The organism is Pseudomonas sp. 5.2 (assembly GCF_059025405.1).
Map to the genome: position 1 here is coordinate 129709 of NZ_JBYBHH010000015.1, position 24590 is coordinate 154298.

22 protein-coding genes and 3 pseudogenes are annotated in these 24590 nt (G+C 61.5%); 10 read left to right on the plus strand and 15 right to left on the minus strand.

The genetic code is table 11. The annotated features are described in order from the left end of the window. Positions 1-188: 188 nt before the first annotated feature. The 3 genes from creC to rloA2 all read right to left on the minus strand — a co-directional run bounded on the left by creC (position 189) and on the right by rloA2 (position 2954). On the minus strand, positions 189-1622 hold the full coding sequence (gene creC / locus AC5PZ0_RS21585) for a two-component system sensor histidine kinase CreC (protein ID WP_493855712.1): 1434 nt from the start codon (positions 1620-1622) through the stop codon (positions 189-191). Beyond that, positions 1622-2302, minus strand: a complete 681-nt coding sequence (gene creB, locus AC5PZ0_RS21590; RefSeq protein WP_099452677.1) for a two-component system response regulator CreB — start codon at positions 2300-2302, stop codon at positions 1622-1624. The genes creC and creB overlap by 1 nt, the downstream gene beginning before the upstream one ends. A gap of 151 nt (positions 2303-2453) precedes the next feature. Further along, entirely contained in the window at positions 2454-2954 is a 501-nt protein-coding gene (gene rloA2 / locus AC5PZ0_RS21595; RefSeq protein ID WP_099428126.1) for a retropepsin-like aspartic peptidase RloA2, read from the minus strand. A 182-nt stretch (positions 2955-3136) separates the two neighbouring features. Here rloA2 and yihG point away from each other — a divergent pair, with 182 nt between their 5' ends. From yihG to AC5PZ0_RS21610, 3 genes are all read left to right on the plus strand, one after another. Further along, positions 3137-4024, plus strand: a complete 888-nt coding sequence (gene yihG, locus AC5PZ0_RS21600) for a 1-acylglycerol-3-phosphate O-acyltransferase, YihG family (RefSeq protein WP_238212510.1) — start codon at positions 3137-3139, stop codon at positions 4022-4024. A 246-nt stretch (positions 4025-4270) separates the two neighbouring features. Continuing rightward, on the plus strand, positions 4271-5620 hold the full coding sequence (locus AC5PZ0_RS21605; RefSeq protein WP_493855713.1) for an APC family permease: 1350 nt from the start codon (positions 4271-4273) through the stop codon (positions 5618-5620). 122 nt (positions 5621-5742) lie between these two features. Next, positions 5743-6420, plus strand: a complete 678-nt coding sequence (locus AC5PZ0_RS21610; RefSeq protein WP_493855714.1) for an RHS repeat-associated core domain-containing protein — start codon at positions 5743-5745, stop codon at positions 6418-6420. Positions 6421-6493: 73 nt separating this feature from the next. On the opposite strand, the gene AC5PZ0_RS21615 is transcribed toward AC5PZ0_RS21610, so the two are convergent. Continuing rightward, positions 6494-7066 (minus strand): DUF2780 domain-containing protein, encoded by a 573-nt coding sequence (locus AC5PZ0_RS21615; RefSeq protein ID WP_493855715.1) that lies wholly within the window; start codon positions 7064-7066, stop codon positions 6494-6496. A gap of 228 nt (positions 7067-7294) precedes the next feature. Between AC5PZ0_RS21615 and AC5PZ0_RS21620 the strand changes: the two genes are divergently transcribed. From AC5PZ0_RS21620 to AC5PZ0_RS21630, 3 genes and pseudogenes are all read left to right on the plus strand, one after another. Further along, positions 7295-8245, plus strand: a complete 951-nt coding sequence (locus tag AC5PZ0_RS21620; protein WP_493855716.1) for an RHS repeat-associated core domain-containing protein — start codon at positions 7295-7297, stop codon at positions 8243-8245. A gap of 30 nt (positions 8246-8275) precedes the next feature. Further along, positions 8276-8377: pseudogene (locus tag AC5PZ0_RS21625) on the plus strand (DUF3077 domain-containing protein); the annotation flags it as partial. Positions 8378-8539: 162 nt separating this feature from the next. Beyond that, on the plus strand, positions 8540-8749 hold the full coding sequence (locus AC5PZ0_RS21630) for a hypothetical protein (RefSeq protein WP_454242633.1): 210 nt from the start codon (positions 8540-8542) through the stop codon (positions 8747-8749). Positions 8750-8791: 42 nt separating this feature from the next. Here AC5PZ0_RS21630 and fdhA read toward each other — a convergent pair whose 3' ends face one another. From fdhA to AC5PZ0_RS21665, 7 genes are all read right to left on the minus strand, one after another. Continuing rightward, positions 8792-9991 (minus strand): formaldehyde dehydrogenase, glutathione-independent, encoded by a 1200-nt coding sequence (fdhA, locus tag AC5PZ0_RS21635; RefSeq protein WP_454242634.1) that lies wholly within the window; start codon positions 9989-9991, stop codon positions 8792-8794. 287 nt (positions 9992-10278) lie between these two features. Further along, positions 10279-11136 carry a formyltetrahydrofolate deformylase gene (gene purU, locus AC5PZ0_RS21640; RefSeq protein ID WP_027594310.1) on the minus strand — a complete coding sequence of 286 codons (858 nt, stop codon included), beginning with the start codon at positions 11134-11136 and terminating at the stop codon, positions 10279-10281. A 12-nt stretch (positions 11137-11148) separates the two neighbouring features. Beyond that, on the minus strand, positions 11149-11781 hold the full coding sequence (locus tag AC5PZ0_RS21645) for a sarcosine oxidase subunit gamma (protein WP_027594309.1): 633 nt from the start codon (positions 11779-11781) through the stop codon (positions 11149-11151). 141 nt (positions 11782-11922) lie between these two features. After that, positions 11923-14940 carry a sarcosine oxidase subunit alpha gene (locus AC5PZ0_RS21650; protein WP_027594308.1) on the minus strand — a complete coding sequence of 1006 codons (3018 nt, stop codon included), beginning with the start codon at positions 14938-14940 and terminating at the stop codon, positions 11923-11925. Next, positions 14937-15272 carry a sarcosine oxidase subunit delta gene (locus AC5PZ0_RS21655; protein WP_027594307.1) on the minus strand — a complete coding sequence of 112 codons (336 nt, stop codon included), beginning with the start codon at positions 15270-15272 and terminating at the stop codon, positions 14937-14939. The genes AC5PZ0_RS21650 and AC5PZ0_RS21655 overlap by 4 nt, the downstream gene beginning before the upstream one ends. A gap of 14 nt (positions 15273-15286) precedes the next feature. Continuing rightward, a complete protein-coding gene (locus AC5PZ0_RS21660) occupies positions 15287-16537 on the minus strand; it encodes a sarcosine oxidase subunit beta family protein (protein ID WP_008089646.1) in 1251 nt (416 codons plus the stop codon). Between the two features lie 15 nt (positions 16538-16552). Beyond that, a complete protein-coding gene (locus AC5PZ0_RS21665) occupies positions 16553-17806 on the minus strand; it encodes a serine hydroxymethyltransferase (RefSeq protein ID WP_027594306.1) in 1254 nt (417 codons plus the stop codon). 331 nt (positions 17807-18137) lie between these two features. On the opposite strand from AC5PZ0_RS21665, the gene AC5PZ0_RS21670 reads away from it, so the two are divergent. After that, a complete protein-coding gene (locus AC5PZ0_RS21670; protein ID WP_493855717.1) occupies positions 18138-19178 on the plus strand; it encodes a threonine aldolase family protein in 1041 nt (346 codons plus the stop codon). 114 nt (positions 19179-19292) lie between these two features. On the opposite strand, the gene AC5PZ0_RS21675 is transcribed toward AC5PZ0_RS21670, so the two are convergent. The 4 genes and pseudogenes from AC5PZ0_RS21675 to AC5PZ0_RS21690 form a co-directional block, all read right to left on the minus strand. Beyond that, positions 19293-20030 (minus strand): methyl-accepting chemotaxis protein, encoded by a 738-nt coding sequence (locus AC5PZ0_RS21675; protein ID WP_493855719.1) that lies wholly within the window; start codon positions 20028-20030, stop codon positions 19293-19295. A 126-nt stretch (positions 20031-20156) separates the two neighbouring features. After that, positions 20157-21230, minus strand: a pseudogene (locus AC5PZ0_RS21680) (HAMP domain-containing protein); the annotation flags it as partial. Between the two features lie 191 nt (positions 21231-21421). Then, positions 21422-21724, minus strand: a complete 303-nt coding sequence (locus AC5PZ0_RS21685) for a cell division protein ZapA (RefSeq protein WP_027594303.1) — start codon at positions 21722-21724, stop codon at positions 21422-21424. Further along, positions 21721-21951 (minus strand): MreC domain-containing protein, encoded by a 231-nt coding sequence (locus AC5PZ0_RS21690; protein ID WP_027594302.1) that lies wholly within the window; start codon positions 21949-21951, stop codon positions 21721-21723. The genes AC5PZ0_RS21685 and AC5PZ0_RS21690 overlap by 4 nt, the downstream gene beginning before the upstream one ends. 293 nt (positions 21952-22244) lie before the next feature. Between AC5PZ0_RS21690 and AC5PZ0_RS21695 the strand changes: the two are divergent. From AC5PZ0_RS21695 to AC5PZ0_RS21705, 3 genes and pseudogenes are all read left to right on the plus strand, one after another. Continuing rightward, a pseudogene (locus tag AC5PZ0_RS21695) lies at positions 22245-23000 on the plus strand (MCP four helix bundle domain-containing protein); the annotation flags it as partial. Continuing rightward, complete coding sequence (locus AC5PZ0_RS21700) at positions 22992-23855, plus strand: methyl-accepting chemotaxis protein (RefSeq protein WP_371918313.1); 864 nt, start codon at positions 22992-22994, stop codon at positions 23853-23855. The pseudogene AC5PZ0_RS21695 and the gene AC5PZ0_RS21700, both read left to right, overlap by 9 nt. A gap of 200 nt (positions 23856-24055) precedes the next feature. After that, the gene (locus AC5PZ0_RS21705; RefSeq protein ID WP_454242637.1) at positions 24056-24511 is read left to right on the plus strand and encodes an REP-associated tyrosine transposase; all 456 of its coding nucleotides are present in this window, start codon (positions 24056-24058) and stop codon (positions 24509-24511) included. Positions 24512-24590 lie beyond the last annotated feature (79 nt).

Below are 24590 nucleotides of genomic sequence, written 5' to 3' on the forward strand. Positions count from 1 at the left end.
TTGGCAGTGGGCGCAGTGTCTGCGCCTTGCGTGGAGGCCTTGCGGAGCTTGTGTGGAGATTGTGTGTACTTTCAAGGGCCCTATCGCCGGCAAGCCAGCTCCCACAGGTACAACATAAGGTCCCAAGCTGTGGAGTACCTGTGGGAGCTGGCTTGCCGGCGATGGGCCGCGCAGCGGACCCGGCAATCTCAGCTGATACGCCGCACCGGCAGCCACAACCGCACCCGCACCCCGCCATCGACGTTATCCACCGCCAACGCCCCGCCATGCAGCTGCATCACCTCGGCCACAAAATTCAGCCCCAGCCCGGTGCTCTTGCGCCCACTCCCCGGCCGCGGCAGCGAGTAAAACCGCTCACTCACCCGCCCAATGGCATACGCCGGTATCGCCTGCCCCTGGTTGAACAGGCTCAACGCCACCCGCCCACCGTCGCGCTCAAGCTCGAACAACAACGCCCCACCGGCCGGGGTAAAATCCAGCGCATTGTCGAGCAGGTTGGCCAACGCCTGGCGCATCAGAAACGGATCGCACAACAACCGCAAACCGGCCGGCACCCGCTGCCGCACCTGCAGGCCCGCCGCTTCGATGCGCGCCGCATGGGCCAATAGCAATTCGTCGACCAGTGCCGCCAACGCCACCTGCTGTTCATCCTCCAGCGCTTGCATCTGCTCCACGCGGGCGAGGTTGAGCAGGCGTTCGATCATCTGCTGCAGGCGCTCGCTTTCACGCTCGATGTTGCCGGCAAAGCGCGCCCGCTGTTCGGCCGGCATATCGCCCTGCAGCAGCTCGGAGGCTCCGCGGATGGCCGCCAGTGGGCTTTTCAGTTCGTGGGTCAAGGTGTGCACATAGCGCTCGACGTAGGCCTTGCCTTCCAGCTGCGTGCGCATGCGCTCCACTGCATTGGCCAGGTGCGCCAGCTCACCGCCCTTGTAATGCGGCAGCGCCGCCCGCTCACCTTCGCTGACCGCCTGGGCGTAACGGGCCAGCCTGCGCAGCGAGCGCGCCAGCCACCACGACAGCGCTGCGCCAATCAACAAGCCCAGGCCAATCAAGCCCAGGCCCAACGTGAGCAAACGCTGCTCGGAGCGATCGATGTAGGGTTGCAGCGAGCTGTTGGGCTTGGCCACGGTAACCACGCCGATGATCTGGCCGTCTTCGATGATCGGCGCGGCCACATGCATCACCGAAGTGCTTTCGTCATCGGCGACACTGCGCGTGGAGCGGGCGCCGTACTCGCCGCGCAGGGTGAGGTAAACGTCATTCCACTTCGAGTAATCCTTGCCCAGGTCCTCACCGCTGGAGTCGAGCAGCACGATCCCTTTGGCGTCGGTCACGTAGATGCGGTGGCTGACCTGGTTCTTCGCCAAGCCCCAGATCTGCGCGCCCGGGCTGCGCGAACCGTAAGCCTTGAGTACTTCGGGCAAGCGGCTTTGCCCGAGGGTACCGGCCTTGACGTCATCGTGCAGGATCTCCGCCAGCAGGTTGGCGGTGTCGACCAAGGTTTCTTCGGACGATTGGCGCACCACCGGGCGGATCTGTTCGCGCACCGTGTTAAGCAGGAAGTACCCCGCCAGCCCGACGAACAGGAAGTACACCAGGAAGATCCGGATGCCCAGGCGCATCAGGCGTGATCCGGGCTGTAGCTGTAGCCGAGGCCGCGGTGGGTCTGTATCGGTTCTGCCTCGCTGGCGACCAGGCGCAACTTGGCGCGCAGGCTCTTGATGTGGCTGTCGATGGTGCGCTCGTAGCCCACGTCAGACGCCACGCCCAGGGCATCGAGCAGTTGCTCGCGGCTGAACACCCGCTGGGGCTGTTCCAGCAGGCACTGCAGCAAACGAAACTCGTGGCGGGTCAGGCTCAGCGGCTGGTTACGGTAGCTGATCTGCATGCGCAGGGTGTCGAGCTGGAACAGCGTTGCCGCCGCGACGGGCTCAACACGTGGTGCCATGCGTTTAAGGATGGCCCGCACCCGTGCCGCCACCTCGCGGGGGCTGAAGGGTTTAACCACGTAGTCGTCGGCGCCGATCTCCAGGCCCACCACCCGGTCGATTTCGCCATCGCGGGCGCTGAGGAACATCACCGGCACCTCGCTGAAGCGGCGCAGTTGGCGGCAGGTCTCGAAACCACTGATATCGGGCAGGCCGATGTCGAGGATGATCAGGTCGGCCGGGCGCTGGCGCTGCTGGTCGAGGGCGGCGCTGCCCAGGGTCACCCACTCGGTGCTGTGGCCGTCGGCCTGCAGGGCGTAGACCAGAGTGTCGGCGATGGCGGCTTCGTCTTCGACGATGAGGATATGGGGCATGGTGTCCGGCCTTGCTGGGGGCATAGCTGGACATTGTAGGAGCAGCCTTGTGCTGCGAAAAGGCCGGTATCGTCAGCACATTTGCTGCGTCTGGCATGGTCTCTTCGCAGCACAAGGCTGCTCCTACACGGAGGAACGGGTGAAATTTTGGTCAGCAGTCCGGCTTGCCGGCGGTGAACTTCTTGGCCGGGTTGACCGCTGCCTTGAACTCACGCAACGCTTTGGAACCGATCAACAGCGGGTAGTTGAAACTGCTGCGGTCCACCAGGTTCACTTCGACCGTGCGCTTCACATCACCCAGGCACAGCTCCAGGTCGACCACCGGGCGCTTGGAGATTTCCGGCGCATCGCCCTCTTCCTCTTCGTCGGCACGGCCCTTGATCTTGCTGATGCGCGAGACCTTGTGCTCGTAGACCTTGCCGTCGGACTCTTTAGTCGCCAGGCGGAAGCGTACCCACTCATCGCCATCGCGGGTGAACAGCTCGATGTCTTTGGCCGACAGCGATGCGGTGAAGGCACCGGTGTCCATCTTGGCCTTCAAGGTCTCGCCAATCTCCGGCAAGGCGATGTTTTCGTAACGGCCATAAATCGTCGGCTCGGCGGCCATGACCGGCAAGGCGAACAGTGACAACAGGGCAAGCAGTGATTTCACGGGTTACGCTTCCTTGAGTGCAGACAGTGCTTAGACTGCATGAGTTGAATAGGTTCGTCTGTACACGGTAATCAACACAATGTGAAACATTTGTCCTCGCCGCTGGGCATTGGGCATTTGGCGTAGGCCGCATCGCTGCTTATCATTGCCGGCTGTTTTTATCTCACTACAAGAGTTCCTTTATGCGTCGCCTGCTGACCGGCATTCTCACAACCCTCCTGCTGCTGCTCAACACCGTGGTGTTGATCTGCCCGCTGCTGGTCTTTGCCCTGCTCAAGCTGGTGCTGCCAGGCCGTGGCCGTGACTATGCCTCTGCGGCGGTGATGTGGGTCGCCGAAACCTGGTCAGAGATCGACAAGGCGATTTTCGCCCTGTGCATCCCCACCCAGTGGGATATCCGCGGCGTTGACCGCCTGCGCAAGGACACCTCGTACCTGGCCGTGAGCAACCACCAGACCTGGGTCGACATCCCCGCGCTGATCGAAAGCCTCAACCGCCGCACGCCGTTCTTCAAGTTCTTCCTCAAGAAGGAGCTGATTTGGGTGCCACTGCTGGGCCTGGCCTGGTGGGGGCTGGATTACCCGTTCATGAAGCGCTACAGCAAGGCGTTTCTGGACAAGCACCCCGAGCTCAAGGGCAAGGACCTGGAGATCACCAAGGCCGCCTGTGAGCTGTTCAAGCGCCAGCCGGTGACCGTGGTCAACTACCTGGAAGGCACGCGCTTCACCGAGGCCAAGCGCCAGGAGCAGCAATCGCCTTACCGCTACCTGCTCAAGCCCAAGGCCGGCGGCGTGGCGTTTGTGCTGGCGGCGCTGGGCGAGCAGCTGGATGCGCTGCTGGACGTGACCATCGTTTACCCGGGCAACCAGGCGCCGGGGTTCTGGGACTTGCTCAATGGCAGCATTAGCCGGGTGATTATCGACATTCAGGTGCGTGAGTTGGACCCGGCATTGTGGGATGGGGATTATGAAAATGACCCGGCCTTCCGGCAGACCGTGCAGGCTTGGGTGAACCAGCTGTGGTTGGAGAAGGATCAGCGGATTGAGCAGTTGCGGGCGGAAATGGGCTGAGATCTCTATCGCCTGTTCCGGCCTCTTCGCGGGCAAGCCCGCTCCCACAGGTACTGCACACCCATTGAATGTGGTGCGTTCCCTGTGGGAGCGGGCTTGCCCGCGAAGAGGCCTGCACAGGCACAGCACAAATCCGATTAAAACCCAGGCTAATAATCAACATAAGGATTACTTCTTTGTCACCCTCCACCTAAGTGGATAAAAATCGATCAAAGCACAACTACAAAAAATTGCCTGGATCGATCGATGGCCAACCAACCTTGCTCCACCCCCGCCCAACTTCGTCGCGTCCTGGGCCTGCCCGCCCTGGTCTTCTTCGGCCTGGTGTACATGGTCCCGCTGACCATCTTCACCACCTACGGCATCGTCACCGAACTCACCGGTGGCCGCACCGCTGGCGCCTACCTGGTTACGCTGGTGGCCATGCTGTTCACCGCCGCGTCCTACAGTTTCATGGTCAAACGCTTCCCGGTCGCGGGTTCGGCGTACTCCTACACCAACATGGCCTTCGGCCAGAACGTTGGTTTCCTGGCAGGCTGGTCGCTGTTGCTCGATTACTTGTTCCTGCCGATGATCAACTACCTGCTGATCGGCCTGTTCCTCAACATTGCCTTCCCGGCTGTGCCCGCCTGGGCCTTCGTGCTCGCCTCCATCGCCCTGGTGACCGTGCTCAACGTGGTCGGCATCAACTCGGTGGCTAAAACCAGCAACCTGATCGTCGGTGCGCAGATCGTGTTTATCGGGGTATTCGTGGCCTTGTCCTGCCAGACCCTGGCCGGCCAACCGCTAGACCTGCTCTCGCCGCTGATGGGTGACGGCACACAACCTGGCTTCGGCCCGCTGATGGCGGGCGCCGCAGTACTGTGCCTGTCGTTCCTCGGCTTCGATGCCGTCTCCACCCTCGCCGAAGAATGCCGCGATGCGCGCCGCGACGTACCACGGGCGATCATCCTCACCACGCTCTTCGCCGGCGTACTGTTCACCGCGCTGGCCTACGTCAGCCAGCTGGTGCTGCCGGGCAGCACCTTTGCAAACGCCGATGCGGCGGCTAATGAAGTGATGTTCAAGGCAGGCGGGCAATTCCTCGCCAACTTCTTTACCGCCGCCTTCGTCGCCGGCAGCCTGGGTTCGGCGCTGGCCTCGCAGGCAGCGGTGTCGCGCATCCTGTTCACCATGGGGCGCGACAATGTGCTGCCGCAGCGCACGTTCGGTTACCTGTCGCCGCGTTTTGGCACGCCGGTGTTCGCCATTTTGCTGGTGTCGGCGTTTTCGCTGTTGGCGCTGGTGATCGACCTGTCCACCCTCGCCTCGCTGATTAGCTTTGGCGCACTGGTGGCGTTCTCGGCGGTGAACCTGGCGGTGGTGAAGACGCACCTGATGGATGACGGGGCCCAGCGTAACCTCAAGGGGCTGCTGTGCTATGGCCTGGTGCCGTTGGTGGGGTTGGCGCTGACGTTATGGCTGTGGACCAGCCTCTCGGCGCTGACCTTGGTGATTGGCCTGTGCTGGTTTGCCTTCGGACTGGCGTACCTGGCGTTACTGACGGCCGGCTTCCGCCGCCCTGTGCAACTTGTAACTTTCTCAGAAGCGAGCTGATTAACCATGGCCATGGACGGCCCTACCTAGAATTTCGTTACTAAATTACCTAGTTTTTTTGCTAGTAGTACGAAAAATGGCACTGCCTCATGCTAAGGATTCGCCAACATGAGACGGCAGCCATGAGAACCGCTAAACCGCACAACATATTTCCATCACCTGCAGGTAGTTATTCAAGCTATACACCCTATGGCTATCGAGCAGCCGTTAACGCTGGCTCGCGGATCGCTTATGCAGGCGAATGGCTAGAGCTACTGCTTGACGGATACTTTCTGGGAAATGGTTATCGGGTCTACAGCACTGTGCTCATGAGATTTATATCACCAGACAGCTTTAGCCCATTTGACAAAGGAGGCCTCGGCTCATATTGCTACTGCGGCGACGACCCGATCAACAACGTTGACCCTAGCGGGCATATGTTTGGCCGAGGAAAAGAAACTCAAATGAATTACACACCTGTTGCTGCCAACGCCAAAACCCCGACGTTGAGCACGCACAGAAAACCCACGACCAAACCTATTCCAAAAGACATGACAAGAACACTTGTAGAAAAACGAGAACTAAAAATTGCAAACTTGGGAAAAATAAGACATGAAATACAAGAAGCCATGAAAGTCGGAAATATTGAACTAGCCGGAGAATTAGACAAAGCTTATGACGTGCAGTCCGAAGCTATAAAAGCGAGCGACGACGCTCTTAACAAGCTCTACACACCCGAACAAACTCCGAGCAAGACGCCTGGCCCTCAAATCCAACAGCCAGCTAACATCACTAAAAATGTGAGACAAGGCGAGAGTTGAAAACTCATCAGTTATACATCTGAGGCAGCTTAGACCCTACTGCCTCTTTATCTACTAATCTATTCGACGTCAATCAAACAGACGGCGGGGTTACGATCGGCGTAGTCCACAAACTCCCCAGATTCTGCAGCAACGACCCGGCAATCCCCTGCTGCCCCAGGTACTGCAGAATCAACGGCGCAAACTGCCCGATCATCCCGGTATCCATGCCCAACGCCTTGAACGCGCTGTCCAGGTCACTGCGGTTCTCGACGTTGTTGCCCAGCGCATTGCTCAATGCCGACTGGCTTTCGCTGTTCTTGCCCAGCAGTTCACCCAGCCCGCTCAACCCGCCCAGCGCATTGGCACCGGACAGCAAGTCCAACCCAGGCACGGCCTTGGTCAACTGACCGTAGTCGTCGGAACTCAGGTTATTGCGCGCCAAACCCAGCATCGCCCCCGCCCCGCCCACGGCCTGTTCCGGGGTGATCTTGAGTTCACTACCCAAGGTATTGAGCAAATTGGCCTGCGCCTCGGGCGCCTGGACCTGGCCCTGTTGTTTTTGGTTCTGCATGGCCGACACGGCATTGGCGGCATCGCTGAGGTTGAAGGCGAACACCGGGCTTGCGGCCAGGGTCATCAGGGTTGCCAGGGTGAATGCTTTCATCGGGAGGGACCTCGTGGGCCGGGATGGCCTGGGAAACGAGGCATTCGACTGGAACCAGAAGCTTTTGTTCCGGGCCGGTGGTCGGAGCCAATAGCTCATTTGCCAGCGATGGAGCGGACATACAGACTGCCCTGCGTACCTATCATTTTTGCCAGTAGTCAACTGCCCAGCTGCTCCCCAAGCTACTGGAGCAAGATTGGCACTAGTCCCCACCGTCAGGAGTAGCACATGAAGCGTCAGTCAACTAACCTTCAGTTCTTCTATCAGAAGGGAAAGCTGGTCACAACCAATCACAACGAACAACACCGCACCATTTTCCGTACCGCTGATGTACCCATGGCCGAATTGCAAGCCACTGCAGAGCGGAAAGCTGGATTACTGGTAACAGATGATAAGGGTTCAGTGTTCACCGTGCAGAGCGAGGGTAAACAAGAAAATCATTCTTTCACTGCATACGGACATGATCCGATTATGCGCTACGGAAACTCACTGCTTGGCTTCGTCGGCGAGGCTATAGAGTCGATTACAGAGTGCTATCCGCTAGGCAATGGTTATCGCTGCTACGCCCCCCTACTTCAACGTTTTCTAAGTCCCGACAGCCTGTCTCCTTTTGGAGAGGGCGGGCTTAATGCGTACACCTACTGTGCCGGTGACCCTATTAATTTCCAGGACCCTACGGGACATATGCATCAAAGCGATCCCCTTTCTAGACTTCCCAGGCATAATCGTCTAGGGCCGACAGCAAAATTAGTAGCATTCAAAAAAGCGCTAGGTACTACTAGGCCTCCCGCAGGCGCCCAATTAAGACTTCAGGATCCAAGCACTAACAAGCCTATGAAAGGCAATATAACTTCACCCCCCCTGACGACCCCGAAAAAAACAGGTGCAGAACCTGTTACCAGTGTAATAAGCGCGCAGGCTTACCCCAGTAAACCTGGCTCTTCTTCACATGACAACGCAAAAGTAATGATCAGCAGCAACAGGTTTAAAATAAAGCAAATCAAGGACGGCGCAGCACGAATGAAAAGAGCACTAACCAACACCGAGAGAGGCATAATTGAAGATCTAAACAATCAAGTCAAGGCTGCAGAATTAAGTTTAAGTGCCGAGAGTAGAGGCAGCATTAATACTTCATCAGAAATGCGCACGGGCATTCGAAATGCCGATGTCCTTTACTGACCAAACGCCAACCTTTTCCTACCTAGGCATGGCCTGATGGACAACAAGCCGCAGTTGCTTTGGGCTTCACATTATCTGAGCGCGTTGGCCAAGGCGTTGATGGATGATGCAGAGTTGGGGATGATGCGCTGATTGATGGGTTGCCAGGGCTGGCCTCTTCGCGGGCAAGCCCGCTCCCACAGGTTCCGTGTCAGGCCACAAAACTAGTATTTCTGCCAGTATCAAAATTGCTGCGTTTGTTCAGAATGGACTTCCATCAGCCTCTATTCATCCAGCACGGCAGGGACTTGAATCATGAGCAAAGCACCGAACCGCTCGCATTTCTTCTACCAGGGCGACAAGCTCATCACCGTGAAACAAGGCGACGAGCATCGCGCCATCTTCCGTAATGCAGAACAACCGCTGGCAGAGCTGAGTACAGACGAAACCCAGGCCGGCGGCTTGCTTGCCACCGATGACAAAGGCTCGGTGCTTGCGGTGCAAAACCCGGACGAGCAGCCATAAAAAAGCCCCTCAATTTGAGGGGCTCTTCGTTACATCACGGCATCAAGCCGCGCCCCACATCTTGTGCGGGTCGATCACGAATTTCTTCGGCACGCCTGCATCGAACTCGCCGTAGCCTTCCGGCGCCTGATCCAGGTTGATCACCTGCACGCCCACCACCTCAGCAATGTTGATACGGTCCCACATGATCGCCTGCATCAGCTGGCGGTTGTACTTCATGGTCGGGGTCTGGCCGGTGTGGAAGCTGTGCGATTTTGCCCAACCCAGGCCAAAGCGGATGCTCAGGGCGCCGATTTTGGCAGCGGCATCGGAGGCGCCCGGGTCTTCAGTCACGTACAGGCCCGGGATACCGATGCTGCCGGCAACGCGGGTAACCTGCATCAGCGAGTTCAGCACGGTGGCCGGGGCTTCATGCTTGGCACCCTCGTGGCCATGGCCGCGGGCCTCGAAACCAACGGCATCGACGGCGCAGTCCACTTCCGGCTCACCGAGAATGTCGATGATCTGCTCGTGCAGCGGGGTGTCCTTGGACAGGTCGACCACTTCGAAGCCCTGCGACTTGGCGTGCGCCAAGCGGGCCTGGTTGAGGTCACCGACGATCACGCAGGCAGCGCCCAGCAGGCGTGCCGAGGCAGCAGCGGCCAGGCCAACCGGGCCGGCGCCCGCGACGTAAACGGTGCTGCCTGGGCCTACGCCCGCCGTCACGGCGCCGTGGTAGCCGGTGGGCAGAATGTCGGACAGGCAGGTCAGGTCACGGATTTTTTCCATGGCCTTGTCGCGGTCCGGCAGTTTCAGCAGGTTGAAGTCAGCGTACGGCACCAGCACGTACTCGGCCTGGCCACCGGTCCAGTCGCCCATGTCGACGTAGCCGTAGGCACCGCCGGCGCGGGCCGGGTTTACAGTGAGGCAGACGCCGGTGTGCATTTCTTTGCAGGAGCGGCAGCGGCCGCAGGCGACGTTGAACGGTACCGACACCAGGTCGCCTTTTTTCAGGCGTTCGACATCACGCCCCAATTCGACGATTTCACCGGTGATTTCGTGGCCCAGAACCAGGCCGACCTGGGCAGTGGTGCGGCCGCGGACCATGTGCTGGTCGGAGCCGCAGATGTTGGTGGAGACCACCTTGAGAATGACGCCGTGTTCGATTTTCTTGCCGCGCGGGTCCTGCATTTTCGGGTAGTCGATGTGTTGCACTTCGACTTTGCCGGCGCCGAGATATACCACTCCACGATTGCCAGACATTGCTTTTACCTCGCTTGGTTTTTTTGTATGCCGCGTTGGTTGAAGCGCCGCCATCCATGGGCGGCATGTGTTACTGGAATGCAGGGAATTGTGGGCCTGATGCGGCAAGGTGCACTGACTGGAAACGACAGGGGGATGCCTTTTTACGGCAGGCCAAATGCAGGGGGCCGCTTTGCGGCCCATCGCAGGCAAGCCAGCTCCTACAGGGACCGCGCTGCCTCAAAAGCGGCGGTGCACCTGTAGGAGCTGGCTTGCCTGCGATGGGCTGCAAAGCAGCCCCAAAATAGTCAGAGCACCACAGTCCGGTTGGCGTTAAGGAACACCCGCCGCTCAATGTGATACCCCACAGCGCGCGCCAGGGTCAGGCATTCGATATCCCGCCCCTTGGCAATCAGGTCCTCGGGATAATGGCTGTGGTCCACCACCTCGACCCCCTGGGCAATGATCGGCCCTTCATCGAGGTCGTTGTTGATGTAGTGCGCGGTCGCGCCCACCATCTTCACGCCCTTGTTGTAGGCCTGGTGATAAGGCTTGGCGCCTTTGAACCCCGGCAACAACGAGTGGTGAATGTTGATCGCCCAGCCGTCGAGGCGCCGGCACAGCTCGGGCGATAGCACTTGCATGTAGCGGGCAAGGATGACCAGTTCCGCGCCAGTCTCCTCGATCACCTGCAGCACCTTGCGCTCTTGCCCCGCCTTGTCGTTGGGGTCGAGTGCAAAGTGGTAGTAAGGAATCTTGTGCCAATGCGCCAGCGGTTCGAGGTCTGGGTGGTTGGACACCACTGCGACCACGTCCATACCCAGTTGGCCAATACGCTGGCGGTACAACAGGTCGTTCAGGCAGTGGTCGGCCTTGGACACCATGATCACCACCTTGGGGCGGTGATTAGGCGCGGTCAGCTCGAAGGCCATGCCGAACGCTTCGCTACGTTCAGCGAGGCCGGCACGGAAGCCCGCCTCGTCAAAATCGTCCGGCTGGCGGAATTCGACGCGAATGAAGAAACGCCCCGACTGCCGGTCATCGAAGGAGTGGTGCTCCGTGACGTAGCAGCGCTGCTCGTAGAGGAAACGCGTCACCACGTCGACGGTACCGAGCATGCTCGGGCAGTCGGCGGTGAGAATCCAGGTATCCGGTGCCCGACTCATGTGCGGCTCTCCTTAGGCTTCGATGCTCAGGCCGTATTCGGCCGAAGCGTCCTGCAGCCACAGCCACCAGTAATCGGCGAAGCTGCGGCGAATCACCAGTTCCCAGGTGTCTTCGGCGGTGCGGCGGATCACCAGTTGCGACTTGGCGAACACGGTACCGACGGCCTTGCCCACCGGGAAGTTGTTTGGGTGAACATCATAGCTGGTGGACTTCATCAGCACTTCGCGCACGTGCGGGCCGCGCAGTTCCAGCAGGCTCTGCCCGCCGCTGACGTTGACCACCTGGATGTGCAGGCCGTCGAGGGCCGCGCGCAGTTTTTGCTCGATGGCAAACTCCTGGCCGCCCGGGACGATCAGCAGCCACTCGTCGGGGCCCATCCACTGCAGCGACATGTCGCTGTTGGCGACCACGGTCAGGGCCACCGGCAGCTCCAGGCCCAGGGCCTTGTGCACGCCTGCGGCGAAGGCCGGGTCATGGCCGTCGCCACGCAGGGTCAGGTGGCCGAGGAATTTTTTCTCACGCAGGGTCACGCCTGCGTTCTTGCGGCCCTTGCCAACCAGGCTGGCCAGGTCGGCATGGTGCAGCGGCGACTGGGCCTTGGCGTCGGCGCCGGGGTTTTGCTGGAAGACGTTGATAGCGCTCATTTCTTACCTGCCTTGAATTCTGTAGTTCCGAGCAACGCCGAACCTGTGGGAGCGGGTTCACCCGCGAAGAGGCCAGTGAGGCCAACATCGCATTCGCGGGTAAACCCGCTCCCACAGGGTTCGACGCCACCATCCGGGGCCTTAAACGTTCTGCCGCTCACCCTTCGGATCGAAGAACACCGAAGACACGATTTCCGCCTCGATCACGCTGCCGTCAGCCTGCGGCGAGTACACCCGCTCGCCCATGCGCTTGAGGCCGCCTTTGACCACACCCATGGCGAACGAATACCCCAGGGAGTTGGCCGCGTAGCTGGAGGTGACGTGGCCAACCATGTCCATCGGGATCGGTTGCTTGGGGTCGAACACCAGTTGCGCGCCTTCTGGCAGCCATTGGGTCGGGTCCACCGGCTTGAGGCCGACCAGCTGCTTGCGGTTGTCGCGCAGGCAGTCTTCGCGGTTCATGCCACGCAGGCCGATCCACGAGAATGGCTTGTTGCGGCCGACGCACCAGCTCATGTTCAGGTCGTCTGGGTTCATCGAGCCGTCAGTGTCCTGGCCGACGATGATGAAGCCCTTCTCGGCACGCAGCACGTGCATGGTCTCGGTGCCATACGGGGTCAGGTTGTATTGCTTGCCCGCCTCGATGATCTTTTCCAGCACGCCCATGGCGTAGTTGGCCTGCACGTTCACTTCGTACGACAGCTCACCGGTGAACGAGATGCGGAACACACGGGCCGGTACGCCGGCGACGGTGCCTTCCTTCCAGGTCATGAACGGGAAGGCGTCCTTGTCCAGGTCGATGTCGTCGGTCAGCGCGCTCAGCAGCTTGCGGCTGTTGGGGCCGGACAGGGTCATGGTCGCCCAGTGGTCGGTGACCGAGGTGAAGTACACCTTCATCTCTGGCCATTCGGTCTGGTGGTACAGCTCCAGCCACTGCAGCACGCGTGCGGCGCCGCCGGTGGTGGTGGTCATGTAGAAGTGGTTGTCGCCAACGCAGGCGGTCACGCCGTCGTCGAAGACCATGCCGTCTTCTTTGCACATCAGGCCGTAGCGGGCCTTGCCCACGTCGAGCTTGGTCCAGGCGTTGCTGTAGATGCGGTTGAGGAACTCACGCGCGTCCGGGCCCTGGATGTCGATCTTGCCCAGGGTCGAGGCGTCGAGCAGGCCGACGCTGTCACGCACGGCCTTGCACTCGCGGGCCACGGCGGCGTGGATGTCTTCACCGGCTTTGGGGAAGTACCACGGGCGTTTCCACTGGCCGACGTCTTCGAACTCGGCGCCGTTCTTCACGTGCCAGCCATGCAGGGCGGTGAAGCGTACAGGTTCGAACAGGTGGCCACAGTGACGGCCCGCTACCGCACCGAAGGTGACCGGCGTGTAGTTGGGGCGGAACATGGTGGTACCCATTTCCGGGATGGTGATGCCGATCGAACGGGCGGCGATGGCCAGGCCGTTGATGTTGCCCAGTTTGCCCTGATCGGTACCGAAGCCCAGCGCGGTGTAGCGCTTGACGTGTTCGACCGACTCGAAGCCTTCGCGGGTGGCCAGCTCGATACCGGCAGCGGTCACGTCGTTCTGTTGGTCGACGAACTGCTTAGGCCCTTTGCTGCCCTTGTCGTGCGGCACCTGGAACAGCGCCACGGTGGCCTCTTCCTTGCGTGCCACGGTTTTCGGCAAGGTGCCGGTGGTGGCCTTGAAGCCGGCTTCGGTGGCTGCGCGAACGCCGCCTTCAAAGCCGTCGGCAATCACGTCGCCGAGGGCGTAGACACCATGGATACCGCCGACACAAACGCGTTTTTGCGGTGCATCGCCCGGCACGAAGCCGAGGATGTCATCGCGCCAGACCGGGCGACCGCCCAGGTGCGACGCCAGGTGGACGATCGGGCTGTAACCGCCGGAGCTGGCGATCAGGTCGCACTCAAGGGTTTCGCCTGGGCTGGTGACTTTGTGGGCTTGCACGTCGATGGCGGCCACGCGGGCGCCGGTCACGTGCTTGCTGCCTTTGGCCTCGACCACGGCGCTGGAAGTGAGGATACGGATGCCTTTTGCACGCGCTTCTTCAACCAGCGAGCCGCGTGGGTTGTGGCGGGCGTCGGCGATGGCGACCACTTGCAGGCCAGCGTCGTGCCAGTCCAGCGCGGCGCGGTAGGCGTGGTCGTTGTTGGTCGACAGCACCAGCTTGCGGCCAGGGGCGACACCGTAGCGGCGTACGTAGGTGGACACAGCGCCGGCCAGCATGTTGCCCGGGACGTCGTTGTTGCCGTACACCAGCGGGCGCTCGTGGGCGCCAGCGGCCAGTACCACACGGCCGGCACGCACACGGTGCACGCGGTGACGCACCTGGCCGATCGGGGCGCGGTCGCCGAGGTGGTCGGTGAGGCGCTCGTGGATGGTCAGGAAGTTGTGGTCGTGGTAGCCGTTGACCGTGGCGCGGGGCAGCAGGGTCACTTCCGGCAGGCTTTCCAGCTCTTTGACCACCGCATTGACCCAATCAGCGGCAGGCTTGCCGTCGAGGGTTTCGCGGGTGTCGAGCAGGCTGCCGCCGAACTCTTCCTGTTCATCGGCCAGGATCACGCGGGCGCCACTGCGGGCAGCAGCCAGGGCGGCGGCCAGGCCAGCAGGGCCGGCACCGACGATCAGCACGTCGCAGTGCTGGTTCATGTAGTCGTAGCTGTCCGGGTCGTTCTGCAGCGGTGCACGGCCAAGGCCGGCCGCTTTACGGATGTACTTCTCGTACGTCATCCAGAACGATTTCGGGTACATGAAGGTTTTGTAGTAGAAGCCCGGCGGCATCATGCTGCCGCCCACCTTGCCAAGGATGCCCATGACGTCGTTGTTGACGTTCGGCCAGCCGTTGGTGCTGGTGGCGACCAGGCCGGCGTACAGCGCCTGCTGGGTGGCACGCACGTTAGGGATCTGGGTGGCTTCGCTGGAGCCGATCTGCAGGATGGCGTTCGGCTCTTCGGTACCGGCGGCGATGATGCCGCGCGGGCGCGAGTACTTGAAGCTGCGGCCGACGATGTCGACGCCATTGGCCAGCAGCGCAGCGGCCAGGCTGTCACCGGCATAACCCTGGTAGGTCTTGCCGTTGAAGGTGAAGTTCAGGACCTTGCTGCGATCGATACGGCCGCCGCTGGCGAGGCGATAGGTCTGGCTCATACTTTTTCCCCTTGGCCTTTGACAGTCGACGGTGCGCTGTTTTGCTTGCCGTTGGCGGTCACCTGCGGCTTCTCGCCAATCTTGTAGGTTTCCAGAATCTCGTAGGTCACGGTGTCGCGGGTGACGTTGAAGTACTGACGGCAGCCGGCAACGTGGTCCCACAGTTCATGGTGAATACCGCGCGGGTTATCGCGGAAGAACATGTAGGTGCCCCACTCCTCGTCGGAGCAGGCGGCAGGGTCCAGCGGGCGGGCGATGTGCGCCTGGCCAGAGGCGTGGAACTCTTCTTCGGAGCGCAGCTCGCCGCAGTGGGGACAGAAAATATGCAACATGACGGTGTCTCCGGTTAGTGGGCGACGGCGGCGGCGCCGTGTTCGTCGATCAGTGCGCCGTTGTAGAAACGGTCCATGGAGAACGGCGCGGCCAGTGGGTGCATCTCGCCTTTGGCCAGGCTGGCAGCGAAGACGTTGCCCGAACCCGGGGTCGCCTTGAAGCCACCGGTACCCCAACCGCAGTTGAAGAACATGTTCTTGACCGGGGTTTTGGAGATGATCGGGCAGGCGTCCGGCGAGGTGTCGACGATGCCGCCCCATTGGCGGTTCATGCGCACGCGCGAGAGGTTGGGGAACATCTCGACGATCGCTTGCAGGGTGTGCTCGATCACCGGGTACGAACCGCGCTGGCCGTAGCCAACCCAACCGTCGATACCGGCGCCGATCACCAGGTCGCCCTTGTCGGACTGGCTGATGTAGCCGTGTACGGCGTTGGACATGATCACGCTGTCGATGATTGGCTTGATCGGCTCGGACACCAGGGCTTGCAGCGGGTGCGATTCCAGCGGCAGGCGGAAGCCGGCCAGTTTGGCCATGTGCCCGGAGTTACCCGCGGTGACCACGCCGACACGCTTGGCGCCGATGAAGCCTTTGTTGGTTTCGACACCGATGACCGCGCCGTTTTCCTTGCGGAAACCGATCACTTCGGTCTGCTGGATCAGGTCCACGCCCAGGGCGTCGGCGGCACGGGCGTAGCCCCAGGCCACGGCGTCGTGACGGGCAACACCACCACGGCGCTGAACGGTCGCGCCGAGGATCGGGTAACGGGTGTTCTTCGAGCAGTCCAGGTACGGGATTTCGGCTGCGACCTGGGCGGTGTTCAGCAGTTCGCCATCGACGCCGTTGAGGCGGTTGGCGCTGACGCGGCGCTCGGAGTCACGAATGTCCTGCAAGGTGTGGCACAGGTTGTAGACACCGCGCTGGGAGAACATCACGTTGTAGTTGATGTCCTGGGACAGGCCCTCCCACAGCTTCATGGCGTGCTCGTACAACTGCGCCGATTCGTCCCACAGGTAGTTGGAACGCACGATGGTGGTGTTACGGGCGGTGTTGCCGCCGCCCAGGTAACCCTTCTCGATCACTGCGACGTTGGTGATGCCGTGTTCCTTGGCCAGGTAGTAGGCCGTGGCCAGGCCATGGCCGCCACCGCCAACGATGACCACGTCGTAGACCTTTTTAGGGGTCGGCGTGCGCCACATGCGCTGCCAGTTTTCGTGGTGGCTGAGGGAGTGTTTGAAGAGGCCGAAGCCCGAGTAGCGTTGCATGGTCGTTTACTCCACTCAGCGGTAAACAGGGAAGTCTGCGCACAGCGCCGCGACGTTCTTCGCCACATCGGCTTCGACGTCAGCGTCACCGAGGTTGTCGAGGATGTCGCAGATCCAGCCGGCCAGGGCCACACACTGAGCGACCTTGAAGCCGCGGGTGGTGACGGCCGGGGTGCCGATGCGCAGGCCCGAGGTGACGAACGGCGACTGCGGGTCGTTCGGCACGGCGTTCTTGTTGACGGTGATGTGCGCGCGGCCCAGGGCGGCGTCGGCATCTTTACCGGTGAGGCCCTGGCGGATCAGGCTGACCAGGAACAGGTGGTTGTCAGTGCCGCCGGAAACCACGTCGTAGCCGCGGTCGATGAACACCTGGGCCATGGCCTGGGCGTTTTCGATCACTTGTTGCTGGTAGGCCTTGAAGCCTGGTTCCAACGCTTCCTTGAAGCACACGGCCTTGGCGGCGATGACGTGCATCAGCGGGCCGCCCTGGGCGCCGGGGAACACGGCAGCGTTGAGCTTCTTCTCGATCTCTTCGTTGGACTTGGCCAGGATCAGGCCGCCACGTGGGCCGCGCAGGGTCTTGTGGGTGGTGGTGGTGACCACGTCGGCGAACGGGATTGGGTTCGGGTACAGGCCCGCAGCAACCAGGCCGGCAACGTGGGCCATGTCGACGAACAGCAGCGCACCGACCTTGTCGGCGATGGCACGGAAGCGTGGGAAGTCGAGGGTCTTGGAGTAGGCCGAGAAGCCGGCGACGATCATTTTCGGCTTGTGCTCGACCGCCAGGCGCTCGACTTCGTCGTAGTCGATCAGGCCGGTCTTGGTGTCGATGCCGTATTGAACCGCGTTGTACAGCTTGCCCGAGGACGACACTTTGGCGCCGTGGGTCAGGTGGCCGCCGTGGGCCAGGCTCATGCCCAGGATGGTGTCACCGGCCTGCAGCAGGGCCAGGTACACCGCGCCGTTGGCGGAAGAGCCGGAGTGCGGCTGGACGTTGGCGTAGTCGGCACCGAACAGCTGCTTGGCGCGCTCGATGGCCAGTGCCTCGACCTTGTCCACGTGCTCGCAGCCACCGTAGTAGCGCTTGCCTGGGTAGCCTTCGGCGTATTTGTTGGTCAGGCCGCTGCCTTGGGCCTGCATGACGCGCTGGCTGGTGTAGTTCTCCGAGGCGATCAGCTCGATGTGATCTTCCTGGCGCTGTTCTTCGGCATTCATCGCCGCCAGCAGTGCGTCGTCGTAACCCTGGATCTGGTCTTGCTTGCTGAACATCTTGTTGTCTCCCGGCAGCGATCGTTTCTTGTCTGTAGAGCACTGTGGCCCTTTGTGGCGATGGTATGACTGGCCGGGGTGGGTCAGATGCCTGCGCACGCCTTGCAATGGCGCGTTTACGACATTCGCTTTTGTGTTGTGCATGCCGGCCTCTTCGCGGGGCAAGCCCGCTCCCACAATGGCCGCGTACGCAGGGCCATTGTGGGAGCGGGCTTGCCCCGCGAAGAGGCCCGTTCAGACAACCCTGAAATCAGCTTATGTCTGGGTTGTATAGGCAACTGCTGAATCGATGGTTTAGAGTGCTGTTCTGCGTCGTTCACAGGACCGTGTCATGACAGATAAGAGCCAACAATTCGCCAGCGACAACTATTCCGGCATCTGCCCCGAAGCCTGGGCCGCCATGGCCAAGGCCAACATGGGCCACGAACGCGCCTATGGCGACGACCAGTGGACCGAGCGCGCCGCCGAGTACTTCCGCAACTTGTTCGAAACCGACTGCGAGGTGTTTTTCGCCTTCAACGGCACCGCCGCCAACTCCCTGGCCCTGGCCTCGCTGTGCCAGAGCTACCACAGCGTGATCTGCTCCGAGACCGCCCACGTCGAAACCGACGAATGCGGCGCGCCGGAGTTTTTCTCCAACGGTTCCAAGCTGCTCACCGCGCCCAGCATCAACGGCAAGCTGACGCCTGAGTCGATCCGTGAAGTGGCGTTGAAGCGCCAGGACATCCACTACCCCAAGCCACGTGTGGTAACACTCACCCAGGCCACCGAAGTGGGCACCGTGTACCGCCCAGACGAGCTCAAGGCGATCAGCGCCACCTGCAAGGAACTGGGCCTTAACCTGCACATGGACGGGGCGCGTTTCACCAATGCCTGCGCGTTCCTCGGTTGCAGCCCGGCGGAGCTGACCTGGAAGGCCGGCGTCGATGTGCTGTGTTTTGGCGGTACCAAGAACGGCATGGCGGTGGGCGAGGCGATCCTGTTCTTCAATCGCCAGCTGGCCGAAGACTTCGACTACCGCTGCAAGCAGGCCGGGCAGTTGGCGTCGAAGATGCGCTTCTTGTCTGCGCCCTGGGTCGGGCTGTTGGAAGATGGCGCCTGGCTGCGCCACGGCACGCACGCCAACCACTGCGCGCAGCTGCTGGCGTCGCTGGTGAGCGACCTGCCGGGGGTGGAGCTGATGTTCCCGGTGGAGGCCAACGGGGTGTTTCTGCAAATGCCAGAGCACGCGATTGAAGCGCTGCGGGGCAAGGGCTGGCGGTTCTATACCTTTATTGGCAGTGGCGGGGCGCGGTTCATGTGCTCCTGGGATACTGATGAAGACCGGGTGCGTGAGCTGGCGGCGGATATCCGCTCGATCATCACTGCCTGATAGATCGCATTCGCGGGCAAGCCCGCTCCCACAGGGTCCTCACAGATGCTGAAACTGTGCACGACCTGTGGGAGCGGGCTTGCCCGCGAATGCGATGGCAGCAGCTCCAACAATCTAAAGCTTGAACCCACCCATCTGCCGCGCCAAATCATCAGCCAACCCACGCAACGCCTGGCACTCCGCCCGGCACCCCTGCACCTCCGCCGCTGTCTCCCTGGCTAGGTCGGAAATCCCCTGTACCGTCCGGTTGATCTCCTCCGTCACCGCTGACTGCTCTTCAGTCGCTGTCGCCACCTGATGGTTCATGTCGCTGATGTGCTCGACCTTGTCGGTAATCGCCCCCAACGAGGCACCGGTGCGCTGGCTCGATTCAACGCCGCTACCCGTCGCCTGCTGCCCTGCCTGCATCGACGTCACCGCCGAGCCTGCGCCCTGCTTCAAGCGCTGGATCATCTGCTGCACTTCATCGGTAGACAGCTGCGTGCGCCGCGCCAGGGTACGCACCTCATCGGCGACCACGGCAAAGCCACGCCCCATCTCCCCTGCCCGAGCCGCCTCGATCGCAGCGTTCAGCGCCAAGAGGTTGGTTTGTTCGGAAATACTGCGGATCACCGCCAATACTTCATCGATCGAGGCGACTTCGTCGGCCAACTGTGCGACCGCATCCGCCGCCTTGCCGATGTCGTCGGACATGCCTTCAATACCTTGGATCGAGCGCCGCACCACGTCACGCGCCTGCAAGGCTTCGTCGCGCGCCGATTGTGACGCGTCAGCGGCATTGCCGGCATTGCGGGCGATGTCCTGCACGGTCAGGCCCATCTCATGCACGGCGGTGGCGACCATTTCGGTCATTTCCTGCTGGCGACCGGAGCGCTCGGCTGTGTTGTCCACCACCTGGGTCACCTGTTCGACGGCCAGGTGCAGGCGTTCAGTGGTGCGCAGCACCTCGCCGATCAACCCGCGCTGGCTGTCGAGGAAGCGGTTGAAGCCACGGGCCAAGTCACCCAGTTCGTCCTGGCGCGAATCATCCAGGCGGTGGCTGAGGTCTCCCGCGCCGCTGCCGATCTGCACCAGTGCGGCCGTGACGCGGCGGATCGGCCGTACCAAGCCGCGCGCCAGCACCACCACCAGCAGCAACGACAACAGCGCCACGCCACCACCGATCAAGGTGGTGAGCCAGACTGCCTGATGCATCTGCGCGTAGATCTCGGCCTCAGGCACTTCGGCGACCAAGGTCCAGTTCAGGTCGCGCAGTGGCAAGCCTAATGCCAGGTAGCCTTCGCCATCACGCTGGAAGCGGCTGGTACGCAGGCCCTGGTCGCCACTCATCACCGCTTTCGCGGCCTGTGCGTCTAGCTGGTCGACAAGCTGGCGCTTGCCGCTGAAGGCGCTGTCCGGGTGCACCTGGATCAGCCCATCGTTGCGTACCAAAAATACCTTGCCGTGCTCGCCAAAGCTGAAATCGTGGATCAGCTTCGACAACTCGGTCATGCGCAAGCCCATACCCGCCACGCCGACCAGCTTGCCGTCTTTTTCCACGCGATAGTCGATGAACAGCGCCAACTCGCCTGTGGCACCGTCGATGTCGATGTTGATCAGGCGCTCGGCGCCGCTGTCGATGTACCCGTAGAACCACGTGTCCTTCGGGTTGGCCCGGCTGAGTGTGCGGTCCAACCCCTTCTCGTTGTAGTAGTGGCCGGTTTCGGTGGAGGCGAACAGCGTGGTAAAGGCTTTGTTGCGCTGCTTGGCAGCCTCGAGGTATTCGATAAAGCGTGAGGTTTGAGCGGGGTCTTGGCCCTCGGCAAGCCAATCGCGCAGCAGGGTATTGCCGGCTATGTCGGCGGCCGCCACCAGCGGCTGGCCGAGCATGCGCTCGATATCGTTGCGGATTGCTTCGACACTGGCTGGCAGCGCTGTGTCGACCAGGTAACGTTCGGTCAGGCGGTTGAGCGCCACCGTGAAAATGATCACCACCACCAGGATGCTCGCCAGCAGGGCTGCGCCCATGCTTGCGATCAATTGCCACTGGATACTTTGCCGCCAGATACGCATGCCCGTGCTCCCCGCCAATTATTGTTTTGGGGGAAGTGTATACACTTACGTATCCAGTTATTCCAGTGATCTGGGACATTGTAGGAGCAGCCTTGTGCTGCGAAGAGGCCGGTGACAGCAGCGGAAATCACTGCGTTTTCACCGGCCTCTTCGCAGCACAAGGCTGCTCCTACAAGGGATCGCGGAGTGCTTTATTGTTCGGCGATAGTCCGAACGATCGCGTCCACCGTGGCGTCGATCTGCGCCTGGGTACGCGCCAGCGTCTGCTGATGCTCTTTTTGCAGCTCAACCTGCTTGGAACACAGGTTCAGGGCCGCCAGCACCAGCAGCTTGTCACCGATCAGGGTCGGGTACGAACGCTTGGTCTCGGCCAGGGCGGTGTTCAGCATCCGCACCGCCTGGGCCAGGGTTTCTTCCTGGCCTTCGGGCGCCTTGATCGAATAGTCGCTGCCAAGGATCGACACGACATTGACCGGCTGCGCTTGCAGACTCATGCGTTGACGACACCCGCATTGGCGCGGTCAACCAGCGCCTGGATGCGCGCGGCGGTGGCGCCGTTCTTCTCTTCCTGCTCCATCAGCGACAGCTGCAGGGTCTCGTTTTCTTCTTTGGCCTGTGCCAATTGCTGACCCAGGGTAGTGTTCTGCTCGGTGAGTTGAGCGTTTTTCTGCATCAGGTCGCTGACCAGTTGCTCGATTTGATTCAGGGAGGCTTCCAGCATGGGGTCTATCTCAGGTTGTTGCAAAGGCCGCACACGATAAAGAAAAGCGTGAGTCCTCGCCATTAAATATCGGATTCTTAAGGTTTCTAACCCGCAGATTGACAGGGTAAGCGCCCGCTTGTTCCGACCTGGATCAACCGCCGGTCAGGAAAAGGTTAGCGCGCTCACAATTTTCACCGGTCTCGCTCAAGACTGACCAGTCACGACCGATAGCCAGGCAAGTCATATTTCGTCGCCATCCCCTGCGACCTCTTCCCCTTGCCTGGATTACGCCCCTCATGTCCCTACGCAACATGAATATCGCCCCGCGCGCGCTGCTCGGCTTCGCGCTGATCGGCCTGTTGATGCTCGGCCTCGGCATCTTCTCGCTGATGCAGATGGGCAACATCCGCCAGGCCGGCGTTGCCATCGAAAGCATCAGCGTGCCCAGCATCAAGACGCTGGACGAACTTACTGCGCTGAACCTGCGCATGCGCACCCTTTCCTATCGCCTGCTGCTCAACCGCGACCCAGAGACGCAGCGCGACACTCTCAACCTGTTGGACCAACGCAACACCCAGATCGACCAGGCGCGCCGTGCCTACGAGCCCATGATCGGCGCACGCGACGAGCAAGCGGCTTACGATCAATACAGCCAACTGCTCAATCAGTACCGCCAGCTGGAGGCGCGCATGCGCAGCCTGAGCCAGGCAGGCCGCACCGACGAACTGCGCGACCTGCTCAACCGCGACCTGCTGGCCAACTCCGAGCAGATCAACAAGGTCATGGACACCTTGGTGCGCATCAACACCGACCAGACCCGCGCCACCAATGAAACGGCTGCCAGCCAGTACGCCTCTGCCTTCGCCCTGGTGATTGGCCTGTTGATCGCAGCCACGGTGCTGACCCTGCTGTGCGCCTTCCTGCTGACCCGCAGTATCGTCAAACCGATTGAAGAGGCGCTTAAATGCGCCGAGCAGGTGGCCGACGGCGACCTCACCCACGTCATCCGTGCCGAAGGCACCGACGAAGCCGCGCGCCTGCTACGTGCCATGGCCCGCATGCAGGAGAAACTGCGCGACACCCTGCAATTGATTGCCGGTTCGGCGACCCAACTGGCATCGGCCGCGGAAGAGCTCAACAGCGTCACCGACGAAAGCGCCCGTGGCTTGCAGCAACAGAACAACGAAATCGAGCAGGCCGCCACCGCAGTCACCGAGATGACCAGCGCCGTGGAAGAAGTGGCGCGCAATGCGGTCAGCACCTCGGAGGCCTCTGGTGAAGCCAGCCGTTCGGCCGGCGACGGGCGCGACCTGGTACTGGAAACCGTCGGCGCCATCGAGCGCATGAGCGGTGATGTGCAGGCCACTGCCACGCTGATCACTCACCTGGCCGAGCAGTCGCGCGACATCGGCAAGGTGCTGGATGTGATTCGCGGCCTGGCCGACCAGACCAACCTGCTAGCGCTCAACGCCGCGATCGAAGCGGCCCGTGCCGGTGAAGCAGGCCGAGGCTTTGCCGTGGTGGCGGATGAGGTGCGGGCATTGGCCCATCGTACCCAGCAGTCGACCAGCGAAATCGAGCGGATGATCGGCAGCATCCAGGGCGGGACCGAAGAGGCGGTGGAGTCGATGCGCACCAGCACCGAACGTGCCGCGTCGACCTTGAATATCGCCCGGGGTGCGGGCATGGCGCTGGATACCATTGCGGGTGCGGTGGCGCAGATCAACGAGCGTAACCTGGTGATTGCCAGCGCGGCGGAAGAGCAGGCCCAGGTGGCCCGCGAGGTGGACCGCAACTTGGTGAATATCAATGACCTGTCGGTGCAGAGCGCGACCGGGGCGCATCAGACCAGCGCGGCGAGTGCCGAGTTGTCGCGGTTGGCGGTGGATTTGAATGGGCTGGTAGCGCGCTTCCGTACCTGACCTGCGGCCCCTTTCGCGGGGCAAGCCCGCTCCCACAGGTTATGCGCAAGCCTGAAGTACTCGGTGAACCTGTGGGAGCGGGCTTGCCCCGCGAAAGGGCCGGCACTGCCCTACCTCCAACATCCAGCAACCATTTTCAGTCTCTGGCCACTACCCGCTAACCTAGTGTTTCACCTGAATCTTATTTCAGGGAGCCTCACATGGACCGTGCCCAATCCCACCTACTGCGCCGTGGCCGTTTTTCTCAGCCGGGCGGGATATACCTGCTGACCACGGTCACTCTTGAACGCAAGCGGATCTTCACTCAACTGCAGTTTGCCCGAGGCGTGATCCAGCAACTGAGACAGGCCGAGCTCGATGGGCATTGTCAATCCTTGGCCTGGGTAGTAATGCCTGACCATGTGCATTGGCTGATCGAATTGCGAAGTGGCACGTTGTACTGCCTGATGCGCAGGTTCAAGTCACGCAGCAGTCATGCGCTTTATCAGCGGGGTATGCGGCGCGAAAAGATATGGCAGCCGGGCTATCAGGACCGGGCTTTGCGCCGGGAGGAGAGTGTGCTGCAAATGGCGAGGTACATCGTTGCCAACCCCATAAGAGCAGGGCTTGTAGACCGTGCTGGCGATTATCCACATTGGGATGCTGTGTGGATCTGATGGCCCCTTCGCGGGGCAAGCCCGCTCCCACAAGTTCACCGTAACCTTCAAGCCTGCAGTGAACCTGTGGGAGCGGCCT

Bases quoted from the DNA above. Each gene is read 5' to 3' on its own strand.
- AC5PZ0_RS21670 (WP_493855717.1), top strand. From the start codon at position 18,138: ATGACAGATAAGAGCCAACAATTCGCCAGCGACAACTATTCCGGCATC.
- AC5PZ0_RS21690 (WP_027594302.1), bottom strand. From the start codon at position 21,951: ATGCTGGAAGCCTCCCTGAATCAAATCGAGCAACTGGTCAGCGACCTG.
- AC5PZ0_RS21630 (WP_454242633.1), top strand. From the start codon at position 8,540: ATGAGCAAAGCACCGAACCGCTCGCATTTCTTCTACCAGGGCGACAAG.
- fdhA (WP_454242634.1), bottom strand. From the start codon at position 9,991: ATGTCTGGCAATCGTGGAGTGGTATATCTCGGCGCCGGCAAAGTCGAA.
- AC5PZ0_RS21610 (WP_493855714.1), top strand. From the start codon at position 5,743: ATGAGAACCGCTAAACCGCACAACATATTTCCATCACCTGCAGGTAGT.
- yihG (WP_238212510.1), top strand. From the start codon at position 3,137: ATGCGTCGCCTGCTGACCGGCATTCTCACAACCCTCCTGCTGCTGCTC.
- AC5PZ0_RS21705 (WP_454242637.1), top strand. From the start codon at position 24,056: ATGGACCGTGCCCAATCCCACCTACTGCGCCGTGGCCGTTTTTCTCAG.
- AC5PZ0_RS21650 (WP_027594308.1), bottom strand. From the start codon at position 14,940: ATGAGCCAGACCTATCGCCTCGCCAGCGGCGGCCGTATCGATCGCAGC.
- AC5PZ0_RS21655 (WP_027594307.1), bottom strand. From the start codon at position 15,272: ATGTTGCATATTTTCTGTCCCCACTGCGGCGAGCTGCGCTCCGAAGAA.
- AC5PZ0_RS21620 (WP_493855716.1), top strand. From the start codon at position 7,295: ATGAAGCGTCAGTCAACTAACCTTCAGTTCTTCTATCAGAAGGGAAAG.
- purU (WP_027594310.1), bottom strand. From the start codon at position 11,136: ATGAGTCGGGCACCGGATACCTGGATTCTCACCGCCGACTGCCCGAGC.
- AC5PZ0_RS21605 (WP_493855713.1), top strand. From the start codon at position 4,271: ATGGCCAACCAACCTTGCTCCACCCCCGCCCAACTTCGTCGCGTCCTG.
- creB (WP_099452677.1), bottom strand. From the start codon at position 2,302: ATGCCCCATATCCTCATCGTCGAAGACGAAGCCGCCATCGCCGACACT.
- AC5PZ0_RS21645 (WP_027594309.1), bottom strand. From the start codon at position 11,781: ATGAGCGCTATCAACGTCTTCCAGCAAAACCCCGGCGCCGACGCCAAG.
- AC5PZ0_RS21660 (WP_008089646.1), bottom strand. From the start codon at position 16,537: ATGCAACGCTACTCGGGCTTCGGCCTCTTCAAACACTCCCTCAGCCAC.
- AC5PZ0_RS21685 (WP_027594303.1), bottom strand. From the start codon at position 21,724: ATGAGTCTGCAAGCGCAGCCGGTCAATGTCGTGTCGATCCTTGGCAGC.
- AC5PZ0_RS21700 (WP_371918313.1), top strand. From the start codon at position 22,992: ATGCAGGAGAAACTGCGCGACACCCTGCAATTGATTGCCGGTTCGGCG.
- AC5PZ0_RS21665 (WP_027594306.1), bottom strand. From the start codon at position 17,806: ATGTTCAGCAAGCAAGACCAGATCCAGGGTTACGACGACGCACTGCTG.
- creC (WP_493855712.1), bottom strand. From the start codon at position 1,622: ATGCGCCTGGGCATCCGGATCTTCCTGGTGTACTTCCTGTTCGTCGGG.
- AC5PZ0_RS21675 (WP_493855719.1), bottom strand. From the start codon at position 20,030: ATGACCGAAATGGTCGCCACCGCCGTGCATGAGATGGGCCTGACCGTG.
- AC5PZ0_RS21615 (WP_493855715.1), bottom strand. From the start codon at position 7,066: ATGAAAGCATTCACCCTGGCAACCCTGATGACCCTGGCCGCAAGCCCG.